Here is a 13627-nt window from a genome sequence, read left to right as displayed (position 1 = left end):
ACGAACGCATTAAGTTGACGCTAAAAGGCCTGAGCCCTGTGCAGTACAGGACTCAGGCCTTGGATGCCAGCTAAATGAACCGTCCAACTTTATGGGGTCAGTTCATGCCGGCAAGTGGCGCTTTCATGATTTTGACCTGCCGCTGCCTTTGATGCGTGCCATTCAGGCACACGGCTTTGAATACTGCACGCCGATCCAGGCGGAGACGCTGCGCCACACGCTGCTGGGCGGCGATATGCTGGGCAAAGCCCCCACCAGCACGGGCAAGACGACGGCTTTTTTGATTTCGATTCTGGCCTATTTTCTGGAAGAAAAAGCCCCCGACGGGCAGCAGCATCGCGCGCCTCGGGCGCTGGTGGTCGCGCCCACCCGGGAGCTTGCCCTGCAGATCGCCAAGGATGCCCAGGGACTTGCCCGCTACACCCAGCTAAACGTGGCCAGCGCGGTGGGCGGTATCGACTACCAGCAGCAGTGCGAACAGCTGGATAAAAAGGTCGATTTGCTGGTTGCCACGCCCGGGCGCCTGCTGGATTTTCAGCAGAAAGGCGAGCTGGATCTGGCCCAGACCGAGGTGCTGGTGCTCGATGAGGTCGATCGCATGCTCTCCATGGGCTTTAGCCCCGATATCAAGCGCATCGTGGCGCAGACGCCGGCGCGCGATAAGCGCCAGACCTGGCTGTTTTCGGCGACGCTAAGCGATGACGTTACGGCGTTTGCCGAGCAGTGGGCCCGGTCGCCGGCGAAGGTAGAAATCACCGCAAACGCCGACCGCCAGGCGGATGTTGACCAGCGCGTCTATCGGGTTGCAGACGCCGACAAACCGCGTTTGCTGATCACGCTTTTACAGCAGGAAAACGGCGAGCGGGTTCTTGTCTTTGTCAACCGCCGGGATCTTGTGCGCGAGCTGGAAGGCGAACTTGCGCGTGCCGGCATCAGCGCGGCAATGCTTTCAGGGGATGTGCCCCAGGCCGAGCGGGGAGCGACGCTTGAGCAGTTTCGCGAAGGCAAGCTTCAGGTGCTGGTGGCAACCGACGTGGCCGGGCGCGGCATTCACATCGACGACGTCAGCCACGTGATCAACTACACCCTGCCGGAAGATCCCGCCGACTACGTTCACCGCATCGGGCGTGCCGGACGCGCCGGTACCCCGGGGGTATCGATCAGCTTTGTCGGCGAAGAAGACGCCTTCGCGCTGCCGGAAATCGAACGCTACACCGGCGATGCGCTGATGTGTGAGCCGCCGCCGGAAGGCCTGCGCTAGCCGCCATGCTCGACGACGCGCTCAAAGGAGACATCCAGGCCGCCTACCGGCGTATGGTGGAAGCGCTCTCGCTGACGCCGCGCTACGGCCAGCGGCTGATGATTGCCGAAATTGCCCGCACGCTTGGCGGCATTGACGTTGACGAGGCCGGCAAGCGCCAGAGTGACACCCACGTCTGCGTGCTTGAAGCCGGCACCGGCACCGGCAAGACGCTGGCGTACCTGGTGGCTGCGCTGCCGGTGGCCAAGGCCCGGGGCAAGCGGCTGGTGGTGTCGACCGCGACCGTGGCGCTGCAGGAGCAGGTGCTGCAGCACGACCTGCCGTCCCTTGCCGCGCATAGCGGCCTGGGGTTTCGCTACGCGCTGGCCAAGGGGCGCGGGCGCTATGTCTGCGTGGCCCGTCTGGACGAGGCCATGGGCGACAGTGCGCCCAACCCCACCGAGTCGCTGTTCGACCAGGATGTGATCGCCAAAAGCGACGACGTTACTCGCCTGGCCGGCGACATGGCCGAGGCCTACGGCCGCGGCGACTGGGAAGGCGATCGCGACAGCTGGCCGGAGACCGTAAGCGATGCGGCCTGGCGGCGGCTGACGGTGGATCATCGCCAGTGTACCGGCCGGCGCTGCGGGCACTTTGCTGCCTGCGCGTTTTTCCGTTCCCGCCGGGAGCTGGACAGCGCCGACGTGATCGTTGCCAACCATGACCTGGTGCTGGCCGATCTGGCGCTGGGCGGCGGGACGATTCTGCCCGACCCGGAAGAGTGCATTTTCGTCTTTGACGAAGGCCATCACCTGCCGGACAAGGCGCTGTCGCACTTTGCCCATCGCTTTGCCGTGCACGGCTGTCTGCGCTGGCTGAATACCCTGCGCACAAGCCTGACTGAACTCCACCAGGCGCTGGGTGCCGAGCCTGCCGTCGCGCGGCTTTTGGCCGGGCTTCCGCAAACCCTGCAGGCCGTGGAGCCGGCGTTAAAGGACGTCTTTACCCTGGGCCATCAGCTGGCCGAGCGGCCCCGTGGGCTGGGTGATAGTGAAACCGGCCATCAGCAGCGCTTTGCCAACGGTGCTGTGCCTGGGCCGCTGCGCGAGCAGGCCGAGCAGCTGCTGGCGATGTTTGCCGAGCTTGCGCGCACCCTGGAGCGTCTCTGCGAGATCCTGCGGGAAAGCCTTGACCCGGACAAGCAGACCGGCCTTGAGCGTGAGCAGGCCGAAACCTGGCGGCCGCTTTTGGCGCTGCTGCACGGCCGAGTGCTTGAAGCCTGCGGGCTGTGGCAGGCGTTTGCCGCCGAGGACCCGGCGGGGAAACCGCCCCAGGCGCGGTGGCTGACGCTTTCACGCGCGGGCGGCGAGGCGGAAATCGAGTTTTCCGCAAGCCCTGTGTCAGCGGCACATACGCTGGCGAAAAATCTCTGGGGGCGCTGCCACGGCGCGGTCATCACATCGGCGACGCTGACCGCGCTGGGGCGTTTTGAGCGCATCCAGGAGCGGGCGGGTCTTGCCGAGCGCTATCGCTATCAGGCACTGCCAAGCCCTTTTGACTACGCCAGCGCCGTGCTCAGCGTACCCGCCGAGGCGGCCGATCCCGGCGATCGTGAGGGCCACGAGCAGGCGATCATCGCGTTTCTTCGCCGGCTGGATGCGCACGAGGCCACGCTGGTGCTGTTTTCATCGCGCGCGCAGCTGCGCGCCGTGCGCAAGGCGCTGCCGAGCGATGTGGAAAAGCGCCTTTTGGCCCAGGACGCCATGCCCAAGGCCGAGCTGTTAAAGCGCCACCGCGCCGCGGTAGACAGCGGCGAAGGCAGCATGATTTTCGGTTTGGCAAGCTTTGCCGAAGGCATTGATCTGCCCGGCGACTATCTCACCCATGTGGTGATCACCCGGCTGCCGTTTGCCGTGCCCGATGACCCGGTAGAGGCGACGCTTGCCGAATGGATCGAAAGCCAGGGCGGCAACCCTTTTATGCGCATCAGCGTGCCGGACGCCTCGATCAAGCTGGTGCAGGCCTGCGGGCGGCTGATTCGCAAGGAAAGCGATACCGGGCGCATTACGCTGCTGGACCGCCGGGTGCTTACGCGGCGCTACGGCCGTGCGCTGCTGGATTCGCTGCCGCCGTTCACCCGAGAGATGGCCTGAGCGGGCGCTCGGAAACAAAACGCCCCGGCAGGTGCCGGGGCGTAAGCGAGGTCGCCGGGCCGATCAGGCGGCGCTGCGTTTGGCCAGGGCAGCGGCCAGCTGCTCGTTCATGCGGACAAAGGATTCGACGGTGGTGTCCCAGTCGATGCAGGCGTCGGTGATCGACACGCCGTATTCCAGCCGGCTGATATCCTCGGGCACCTTTTGATTGCCCCAGCCGATGTTGGATTCCACCATCAGCCCGATGATTGAAGTGTTGCCGTCGAGAATCTGGTTGGTGACGTTTTCCAGCACCAGCGGCTGCAGCCCCGCGTCCTTGTTGGAGTTGGCATGCGAGCAGTCGATCATGATGTTGGCCGACAAGCCCGCCCCGGCGAGTTCCTGCTCGGCCAAGGCGACGCTTACGCTGTCGTAGTTGGGCTTGCCGTTGCCGCCGCGCAGCACCACATGGCCGTAGGCGTTGCCGCGGGTGCGAATAATGGCCACCCGGCCTTCGTGGTTGATGCCCAGAAAGTTATGCGGGCTGGCGACGGACTTCAGCGCGTTGATCGCCACGTCCAGGCTGCCGTCGGTGCCGTTTTTAAAGCCTACCGGCCCGGATAGGCCCGAGGCCATTTCGCGATGGGTCTGGGACTCGGTGGTGCGCGCGCCCACGGCGGACCAGCTGATGCAGTCCTGGATGTACTGGGGCGAAATCGGGTCCAGCGCCTCGGTTGCCAGCGGCAGGCCGATTTCGGAAAGCTCCACCAGCAGCCGGCGGGCTTTGTGCAGGCCTTCTTCGATTTCAAACGAGCCGTTCAAGTGCGGGTCGTTGATCAGGCCTTTCCAGCCCACGGTGGTGCGCGGCTTTTCAAAGTAGACGCGCATGACCAGATACAGGCTGTCGCTGACCTGGTCGGCCAGCTTGCGCAGGCGTTTGGCGTAATCGATGGCGGCGTCAACGTCGTGAATGGAACACGGGCCGACCACGACCAGCAGGCGCGGATCGCGGCCGTCCAGAATGTTTTGAATGGTTTGACGACCGCTGATGACCGTGCGTTCGGCCTCGTCGGTCAGCGGAACCGCTTGCTTGAGGTCGTCCGGGTTGATGAGAACATCCTGAGCGAGGACGTTGAGGTTGTTGACCTGTTGTTCGGGCATGTTGCTACCTGTGAATGCGCTGTATAAAAACGGGGTTAACGACGTGAGGCAAAAGCGTGGTGAAAAAGCAGTGAAGACAGCCGTGAAAAAGCGGCGAACACAGCCGTGAGTAAAACGGTGAAAAACGCCGCGGCGTTTTGGGATATGCGTCTACTATCGCTTGCCGGGACAGTAAAAATCAATTGTTTCGCGGTGATCGGCGCGCGCCGGCGCTTGCCGGTACGGCAAGTGCTTGATGCGCGCGGTGTAACGCGCAACACTGGCCCGCCTTTGCCGGTGCCGGCGGCTGCAAAGGGCGTATACGTCGCCGTTGGATAGCCGGCCGCGCTGTTGTCGAGGCGTACAAGCGATACTATCAAGGCGTACAAGGGAACATTTAAGGCCTACAAGGGAACATTGAAATGACCATTGCCCAAGGGACACTATGCGTTTTGCCGTAAAGGCTACCCATATCAGGGGGCTTGAAACACTAGGTCGCCACGCCGGTTGTGCGGGCGTGAGGAGCGTGTGAATGGGCACTCGGGAAACAGATCAGCAGCTGGTAGAGCGTGCCCGTAACGGCGATACCCGCGCGTTTGACCTGCTGGTAAAAAAATATCAGCACAAGATCATTGGTTTGATCAGCCGCTACGTGCACGACCACGCTGAAGTGCACGATGTGGCCCAAGAGGCCTTTATCAAGGCCTATCGGGCGCTTGGCAGCTTTCGCGCCGAAAGCGCTTTTTATACCTGGATGTATCGCATTGCGATCAACACGGCCAAAAACCATCTGGTATCTCGGGGCCGCCGCCCGCCGGGAAGCGATGTCGATATCGTCGATGCCGAGGTGGTCGACCACAGCGGCCGTCTGGCCGACGATGAATCCCCCGAAGCGGCCACCGCCCGTGACCAGCTGGAAGCGGCAGTGTTTGCCGCTATTGAAAAACTGCCGGAAGACCTGCGCACGGCGATCACCCTGCGCGAGTTTGATGGCCTGGCCTATGAAGATATCGCCCAGATCATGCAGTGTCCGGTGGGCACCGTGCGCTCGCGCATCTTTCGCGCCCGCGAAGCCGTGGACGAACACATCCGGCCGCTGATTGCCACGGCACGCAACAGCCGCGACGGCTAGTGGCGCCAGCGGGGGAGGGCGCTGATCAACAATGCGTTACCGTTTTTCCCCGATTTCTGAACTGTTTTCGCTCGCCCGCGTCATACAGGCAGGCCAGTGCCGCCAAAAGCGCCGGTAACGCCACAGTAAAGGCCGGACTGGCGTCGGCTTTTTCCAATCAGTGTGAGGGTGTGAAGCATGAGTCAAAACACACGAGAGTCCCTTTCGGCATTAATGGACGGCGAAAGCGACGAACTGGAACTGCGTCGGGTATTGAAAACGCTGCCTGACGAAGCCGACGCGGCCGACACCTGGCATCGCTATCATCTGGCGCGCAGCATGATGCAGCGCGAACGCGGGCTTGACGTCAGCGCCGATCTCTCCGCCGGCATCATGGCCCGGCTGGCCGCTGAGCCGGCGCCGACGGCCGGTGCCGCCCCGGCCACCGGCGAGCGGGCTGGCCGCGCCTCGTCCGGACTTTCGCTGATGCGCGGGGCCGGCGTGGCCGCGGCGGTGTCGCTGATGGTGATCAGCGGCGTGCAGTACTTCAGCGCCAACAGCGGCGGCGAGCGTGTTGAGGTGCCGGAGCTTGCGCTGGATGCGCCGGCCGGCGGCGCTGCGGCCGGCCCGCAGCCGGCGAGTTTGGCAAGCTCCGCGCCGGCCAACAACGTTCCCATGTTTGAACCCACGCCGTTTCAGCTAAGACAGGAAAGCCGCCGCCAGGGCTTGATGACGGTCAACGACGGCGGCATGAACGTGCCGGCAGGGCAGGCGCTATCCCGTTCGGCCGCCCCGGTAGGCGACGCCCAGATTCAGCTGCTGCAGTCCTATCTGCAAGAGCACGCCCACGGCGCGGCCTACAGCAATAGCGACAGCTGGCTGCCGCTTTCGCGCTCTTCTGCCATGACCGACGCGCTGGGGCGCTAACCGCCGATGCGTCGCACTGCCTGCAAACGACTCGCACCGGCACTGTTCTCCGCCGCGGGGGGCGGCGCCTTGGCGCTGCTGGCCGCGTCCGTTTTTGCCGCACCCGAGGGGCCGGCCGCCTCGCCAAGCGATCGCAATGGCCCGGGTGCAACGACGCTTGCGTGCAGCACGCTCGGCGGCGAGGCGCCACAAACGCCGGTGGGCTGGCTGACGGAAAGCCTCAAGGCAAGCCACTGCTATCGCTTTCAGGCCCGAGCCGTGGCGATCGATGCGCTCAACGTGCGCACCCTGGCGCTGTCCCACCGCATTCAGGACGGCGTTCGCCAGCAGGTGATCCAGCACCTTGACGGGCCTTCCGTCAACGTTGAGCGCCACGCCCGAGCCGGGCTCTGGGGCTGGCCAAGTGCCCAGCCCGGGCAAAGCGAAAGCGCCGCGCCCATGCCCCGGCGCTGGGCCGAACACGTAGCCTCGGTGTACGACATTGCCCTGGCCAGAGACGAGCGCGTCGCCGGCCGCGAGGCGGTACGGCTGACGTTTACCCCGCAAAGCGGCAATCGCTATCGCCATCAGTGGTGGCTTGACCAGCAAACCGGACTGCTGCTCAAGCACGTGCTGCGCGACGACAGCGACGTCATTCTGGAAACCTTCCAGATCACGCGGCTGCAAACGCCCACGCGCTATGCCCGCGACGTGAGCGTCACCCCGCCTGAGCAAAAGGCCGGGCCGAACTGGCAGGTCGGCTGGCTGCCCGGCGGGATGGTCGAACAGCCCAATACCCTCCGGAATGCGCGGGCGAATCGCACCAGCCGGCTCTACAGCGACGGGCTGGCCACCGTTAGCGTGTTCGTTGAATCGCCGGCGGCTGCGACGCTTGCAACCGGCGTACACCGGCTGGGCGCGTCGGCCATCGCCGTTGAACGCCATGCCGGCGATCATCCCTGGCAGGTGATCGCCATCGGCGAAGTGCCGCCTGAGCTGCTGGGGCGCATAGCGCGCTCGGTGACGCGTAGCGATGCCCCATCGCCCGATGCGGCCGGCAACCCCTGAACCGGGTGACTGGCAGCCTCCCGGCGCTGCCAGCTCGGAACCCCGGCCGTTTTTGCCTGTCCATTACCCGTTGGCTGCGGCCGACAGCCCCGTTTTGATACGTCACCCAAGGAGCTCTTGCATGAAGCGCTTGACTCTTCCGGCCACGCTGTGGCTTTGCTTATTGTTGCTGTTAACCGCTGGCAGCGCCGCCCAGGCGCGCGAGCTGCCGGACTTCACTCGGCTGGTCAAGGACGCCGCCCCGGGCGTGGTCAACATTGCCACCAGCCGCACCGTAGCGCCGCGGGATGGCTCGCCGCTGCGCGGGTTTAGCGGTCAGGACATTCCGGATATATTCCGCCATTTTTTCGGTGATCGGCTGCCGGCCCCGCCGGGGCACGGCGGGCGCAGCCGGGAGCGCCAGTCGCTGGGCTCCGGGTTTGTGATCGATGAGGACGGCTACATCCTGACCAATGCCCACGTGGTCAAGGAGGCCGATGAAATCCTGGTGCGCTTCAACGACCGCCGTGAAATGCAGGCAGAAGTGGTGGGGAGCGACCCCAAGACCGACATCGCGCTGCTGCGCGTCGACGCCGATGACCTGCCTACCCTGGAACTGGGCGACTCTGACGAAGTGCAAGTCGGGGCCTGGGTGGCGGCTATCGGCTCGCCTTTCGGCTTTGACCATTCGGTAACGTCGGGCATCATCAGCGCGACAAACCGGACCCTGCCGCGGGACGCCTACGTGCCGTTTATCCAGACGGACGTGGCGATTAACCCGGGGAACTCGGGCGGGCCGCTGTTCAATCTGGACGGCGAGGTGATTGGCATCAACTCGCAGATTTTTACCCGCAGCGGCGGCTTTATGGGGCTTTCGTTTGCCATTCCCATCAATGTGGCCATGGACGTGGCCGAGCAGCTGCGTGACGCCGGCCGCGTTGACCGCGGCTGGCTTGGCGTGATGATTCAGCCGGTGTCCCGGGATCTGGCCGAGTCCTTCGGCATGGACAAGCCCGCCGGTGCGCTGGTGGCCGATTTGCCCCCCGACGGTCCGGCGGCCCGCGGCGGCCTTGAGGCCGGCGATATCATTTTGGAAGTGAACGGCAAAGACGTGGATCGCTCCAGTGCGCTGCCGCGGCTGATCGGCCGGCTGGCACCGGACGAGACGGTGGAGCTGTCGCTTTTGCGCGACGGTCGTACTCTGACCGAGCGTATTACGCTTGGCAGCTGGCCTGAAAACGCCCGCCGGGGCGTGCGCTCTCAGGCAGGCGAAACCGCCGGCCAGACGCGTCTGGGCGTTGAGGTCAGCGCGCTGGACGCCGAGCTGCGCGAGCGTCTCAACATCGACGGCGGCGTCAAGGTGCGCGACGTCAAGCCGGGCAGCGTCGCCGCCCGCGCGGGGATTCGTCCGGGAGACGTGCTGGTCAGCATTGATCATCAAAGCGTGTCGTCGCCTGCCGCGCTTGGCGAGCAGGTGGCCGCGCTGCCCGACGATCGCGCCATCCCCGTGCGGCTCTACCGTGAGGGGCGCTCGCTGTTTGTGGCGCTGCGCCTGGAATAAGCGCTCTTGCACTCTTGTTTGCCCGGCCGTCGCGCCGGGCTTTTTATTGCGCTTGCCGGTCCCGGCCTGCCATAGCACGGCGCACCCGGGAACGGTACAATGGCCGCTATTATTTACGCACGCTGCGCTGAAAATCGCCGAGGGCGTGTACATAAATCGGATTGTGGCACCTGATGACAGATAAAAATCGAAGCATTATCAATAATATACGCAACTTTTCCATTATTGCGCACATCGACCACGGCAAATCTACGCTGTCGGATCGGCTGATCCAGGTGTGCGGCGGGCTCACCGACCGCGAGCTGAAAGAACAGGTGCTGGACTCCATGGATATCGAGCGCGAGCGCGGTATCACCATCAAGGCGCAGTCGGTCACGCTGGACTATCACGCCGCCGACGGCGAAATCTACCAGCTCAACTTTATCGATACCCCGGGGCACGTGGATTTTTCCTACGAGGTATCGCGCTCGCTGTATGCCTGTGAAGGCGCGCTGCTGGTAGTGGATGCCGCCCAGGGGGTCGAGGCGCAGTCGGTTGCCAACTGCTACACGGCGGTAGAGCAGAACCTGGAAGTGCTGGCAGTGCTCAACAAAATTGATCTGCCCCAGGCCGATCCGGACAGCGTATCCCAGGAAATCGAAGAAATTATCGGCATTGACGCCACCGATGCCTGCCAGGTATCCGCCAAGAGCGGGCTGGGTATCGAGGCGCTGCTTGAGCGTTTGGTACGCGACGTGCCGCCGCCCCGGGGCGATCCCAACGCGCCGCTGCAGGCGCTGATCATTGATTCCTGGTTTGATAACTACCTGGGCGTGGTTTCGCTGGTACGCCTGTTTGACGGCACGCTGCGCAAGGGCGACAAGGTGCGTATTTCGTCCACCGGCGGCGACTGGGTGTCCACCGAAGTGGGCATCTTTACGCCGCTGCGCAAGCAAACCGACGTGCTGCGCGCCGGTGAAGTGGGCTTTCTGGTGGCCGGTATCAAGGATATCCAGGGCGCGCCGGTGGGGGACACCGTCACCCACAGCAAAACGCCCGATGTGCCCCGGCTGCCGGGTTTTCAGCAGGTCAAGCCGCAGGTCTATGCCGGTATGTTCCCGGTCAGCGCCGAGGACTACGAGGGGTTTCGCGACGCGCTGGAAAAACTCTCGCTCAACGATGCCTCGCTGGCCTATGAGCCGGAAAACTCGGACGCCATGGGCTTTGGCTTTCGCGTAGGCTTTCTCGGCACGCTGCACATGGAGATCGTCCAGGAGCGCCTGGAGCGCGAGTATGACCTTGATCTGCTGACCACGGCACCTACGGTGGTCTACGAGCTGATGATGGAAAACGGCGACGTGCACTATGTGTCCAATCCGTCGAAGCTGCCCGACATGGCCGACATTGCGGAAATGCGCGAGCCCATCGTGCGCGCCAGTATTCTGGTGCCTCAGGAATACGTGGGTAACGTCATCGCCGAGTGCGAGCAGCGCCGGGGCACCCAGCTGGACATGCTGTTTTTGGGCAACCAGATTCAGCTGACCTACGAGCTGCCCATGTCCGAGGTCGTCATGGACTTCTTCGACCGGCTCAAGTCGCTGTCCAAGGGGTATGCGTCGCTGGAGTACAACTTTGAGCGCTTCCAGGCAGCGAAGCTTGTGCGCCTGGATGTGCTGATCAACGGTGACAAGGTGGACGCCCTGGCAATCATTATCCACCGGGACCATGCGCATCCGCGCGGCCGTGCGCTGGTGGAAAAGATGAAAGAGCTGATCCCCCGGCAGATGTTTGACGTGGCGATTCAGGCGGCCATCGGCGGCCAGGTGGTGGCGCGCTCCACGGTCAAGGCGCTGCGCAAAAACGTCACCGCCAAGTGCTACGGCGGCGACATGTCGCGTAAAAAGAAGCTGCTGGAAAAGCAGAAAGCCGGCAAAAAGCGCATGAAACAGGTAGGGCGCGTGGAAATTCCCCAGGATGCCTTCCTCGCCGTGCTCAAGGTCAACGACGACTAGGACATCCGCCATGAACTTTTCACTTCTGCTGGTTATTGCCGTGGCGCTGTCCGGTTTGCTCTGCCTGTTGGATATGCTTGTTTGGCGGCCGCGCCGCCGTGCCCGGCTGGCCGGCGCCGAGGCGGCAAGCGGGGGCGAGCTGGGGAGCGCCGAGCGCGAAAAGCTCGTAAAAGAGCCCTGGCCGATCGACTACGCGCGGTCGTTTTTTCCCGTGCTGCTGGTGGTGCTGGTGGTGCGCAGCTTTATCATCGAGCCGTTTCAGATTCCGTCGGGCTCCATGCGTCCCACGCTCAAGGTGGGAGACTTTATCCTGGTCAACAAATACGCCTATGGCCTGCGTCTGCCGGTGATCAACACCAAGTTTCTCGACGTGGCCGACCCCGAGCGCGGCGACGTCATGGTGTTTCGCTACCCCCAGGAGCCGTCGGTCAACTTCATCAAGCGCGTGGTAGGCCTGCCCGGCGATCAGGTTCGCTATCAGGGCAAGCAGCTCTACGTCAACGGCGAAGCGGTGACCAAAACGCTGGTGGAAAAAGGCCCCGAGGCCTCGCCGCGCCAGCTTTTGCTAAGCGAAACGCTAAGGGACGACCCGCATGCCATCTATAACAATCCGCTGGATCCGGGCCCGCAGATGCGCCGCGTCACGGTGCCCGAGGGCCACTATTTCGTCATGGGTGACAACCGCGACCACTCCAACGACAGCCGCTACTGGGGCTTTGTGCCGGAGGGCAATATCGTCGGCCGCGCCTTTGCCGTGTGGATGCACTGGGACGGCGGTCTGCCAAGCTTTACCAGCGTCAGGTCTATTGAGTGACCGCGCCGAACGTGGCGTAGGCACTGCGGGTAGTGCGGTGAACAACACTGCCGATAAACATTTACGTAGAAACGTCTATGACGTGGGAGTCTTGTGAGTCAGTCCCTGAACGCTTTTAGCCAACGTATCGGCTATGATTTCAACGATACGACGCTGCTGGAGCTTGCCATGACGCATCGCAGTTACGGCGGCCGCAACAACGAGCGCCTGGAGTTTCTGGGCGACTCGATCGTCAACTTCGTGATCGCCCAGGCGCTTTTTGAGCGCTTCCCCCAGGCCCGAGAAGGCCAGCTTTCCCGGCTGCGGGCGCGACTGGTAAAGGGGCAGACCCTGGCCGAACTGGCCCGGGAGATGCGCTTTGGCGAATGTTTGCGCCTGGGTTCGGGAGAAATGAAAAGCGGCGGCCACCGGCGCGACTCGATCCTTGCCGACGCTGTGGAAGCGGTGATCGGTGCGATCTATCTGGATGCCGGCATGGCCGCGGTCAGCGAGCGTATTCGCGCCTGGTTCAGCGAGCGGCTGGAAAAGATTTCGCTGCAGGATACCCAGAAAGACCCGAAAACCCGGCTGCAGGAATTTCTGCAGTCGCGCCAGGCCGCGCTGCCGTACTACGATGTAGTGTCGGTCAACGGCGAGGCCCACGCCCAGACCTTTACCGTTGAATGTCACGTTGAGCTGCTTGAGCAGCATACCGTGGGCAAGGGCGCCAGCCGCCGGCACGCCGAGCAGCAGGCGGCGAGCCACGCCCTTGGCTATCTGGAAAAACGGCCGGGAGACAACGCATGAGCCAAACCTGTGGATTCGTGGCGATCGTTGGGCGCCCCAACGTCGGCAAATCGACGCTGATGAACCGTATTCTGGGGCAAAAGGTGTCGATTACCTCGCGCCGGCCCCAGACAACGCGCCATCAGGTCATGGGCATCAAAACCCAGGGCGAGGCGCAGTGCGTGTACGTTGACACGCCCGGCATGCACATCATGGCCAAGGATCGCAACAAGGCCATCAACCGCTTTATGAACCAGGCGGCAAGCCAGGCCCTGCGCGACGTTGACTGCGTGGTGTTCATCATTGATCGCACCCGCTGGAGCGAAGAAGACCAGACCGTGCTCAAGCGTCTGGAAAACGTCACCGCGCCGGTGATTGTAGCGGTCAACAAGGTCGACCGCCTCAAGGACAAGCGCGAGCTGTTGCCCTGGCTGGAATCCGTGGGGGCAAGGCGCGAGTTTGCCGCGGTGATACCGATTTCCGCCAAGCACGGCACCCAGGTAGACGCGCTGGAAAACGAAGTCATGTCGCACCTGCCCGAAAGCGTGCACTATTTCCCTGACGATCAGATCACCGACAAGAGCCTGCGCTTTATGGCCGCCGAGCTGGTGCGGGAAAAAATCATGCGCCAGCTCGGCGATGAGCTGCCGTACCAGATAACCGTGGAGATCGAAGAGTTCCGCGAGGCAGGCCATGTTACCCACATCAGCGCGCTGATTCTGGTGGAGCGCCAGGGGCAGAAAGTCATCCTGATCGGCGATCGCGGCGAGCGGATCAAAAGCATCGGCCGCGAAGCCCGGCTGGATATCGAGCGCGTGCTGGACGGCAAGGTAATGCTCAATCTCTGGGTCAAGGTCAAACGCGGCTGGTCCGACGACAGCCGCGCGCTCAAAAGCCTTGGCTACCACCTGGACTGAGGC

General features: G+C 63.5%; 11 protein-coding genes. 10 read left to right on the top strand and 1 reads right to left on the bottom strand.

Going from position 1 to position 13627, the window contains the following annotated elements:
* The first annotated feature begins 91 nt into the window (after window positions 1–91).
* Window positions 92–1261: a DEAD/DEAH box helicase gene (locus ABD654_RS01025; RefSeq protein WP_344701401.1), complete on the top strand. Its 1170-nt coding sequence runs from the start codon at window positions 92–94 to the stop codon at window positions 1259–1261.
* A 5-nt stretch (window positions 1262–1266) separates the two neighbouring features.
* Window positions 1267–3393: an ATP-dependent DNA helicase DinG gene (gene dinG, locus ABD654_RS01020; RefSeq protein WP_344701399.1), complete on the top strand. Its 2127-nt coding sequence runs from the start codon at window positions 1267–1269 to the stop codon at window positions 3391–3393.
* Window positions 3394–3456: 63 nt separating this feature from the next.
* On the opposite strand, the gene ABD654_RS01015 is transcribed toward dinG, so the two are convergent.
* Entirely contained in the window at window positions 3457–4533 is a 1077-nt protein-coding gene (locus ABD654_RS01015; RefSeq protein ID WP_344701397.1) for a 3-deoxy-7-phosphoheptulonate synthase, read from the bottom strand.
* Between the two features lie 511 nt (window positions 4534–5044).
* Between ABD654_RS01015 and rpoE the strand changes: the two genes are divergently transcribed.
* From rpoE to era, 8 genes are all read left to right on the top strand, one after another.
* Window positions 5045–5644, top strand: coding sequence for an RNA polymerase sigma factor RpoE (gene rpoE / locus ABD654_RS01010; RefSeq protein WP_344701395.1), 600 nt, complete (start codon window positions 5045–5047; stop codon window positions 5642–5644).
* A 177-nt stretch (window positions 5645–5821) separates the two neighbouring features.
* A complete protein-coding gene (locus ABD654_RS01005; protein WP_344701393.1) occupies window positions 5822–6550 on the top strand; it encodes a sigma-E factor negative regulatory protein in 729 nt (242 codons plus the stop codon).
* Window positions 6551–6556: 6 nt separating this feature from the next.
* The gene (locus tag ABD654_RS01000; RefSeq protein WP_344701391.1) at window positions 6557–7597 is read left to right on the top strand and encodes a MucB/RseB C-terminal domain-containing protein; all 1041 of its coding nucleotides are present in this window, start codon (window positions 6557–6559) and stop codon (window positions 7595–7597) included.
* Window positions 7598–7718: 121 nt separating this feature from the next.
* Window positions 7719–9137 (top strand): DegQ family serine endoprotease, encoded by a 1419-nt coding sequence (locus ABD654_RS00995; protein WP_344701389.1) that lies wholly within the window; start codon window positions 7719–7721, stop codon window positions 9135–9137.
* A gap of 173 nt (window positions 9138–9310) precedes the next feature.
* Window positions 9311–11128, top strand: coding sequence for a translation elongation factor 4 (gene lepA, locus ABD654_RS00990; RefSeq protein ID WP_344701387.1), 1818 nt, complete (start codon window positions 9311–9313; stop codon window positions 11126–11128).
* A 10-nt stretch (window positions 11129–11138) separates the two neighbouring features.
* A complete protein-coding gene (gene lepB, locus ABD654_RS00985) occupies window positions 11139–11942 on the top strand; it encodes a signal peptidase I (protein ID WP_344701385.1) in 804 nt (267 codons plus the stop codon).
* A 93-nt stretch (window positions 11943–12035) separates the two neighbouring features.
* Window positions 12036–12728 carry a ribonuclease III gene (gene rnc, locus ABD654_RS00980; RefSeq protein WP_344701383.1) on the top strand — a complete coding sequence of 231 codons (693 nt, stop codon included), beginning with the start codon at window positions 12036–12038 and terminating at the stop codon, window positions 12726–12728.
* Window positions 12725–13624 carry a GTPase Era gene (era, locus tag ABD654_RS00975; RefSeq protein ID WP_344701381.1) on the top strand — a complete coding sequence of 300 codons (900 nt, stop codon included), beginning with the start codon at window positions 12725–12727 and terminating at the stop codon, window positions 13622–13624. Before rnc ends, era begins: the two co-directional genes overlap by 4 nt.
* The last annotated feature ends 3 nt before the right edge of the window (window positions 13625–13627 follow it).

This window comes from Halomonas cibimaris, assembly GCF_039537045.1.
GTDB lineage: Bacteria > Pseudomonadota > Gammaproteobacteria > Pseudomonadales > Halomonadaceae > Vreelandella > Vreelandella cibimaris.
This window is presented reverse-complemented; position numbering and strand designations above follow the sequence as displayed.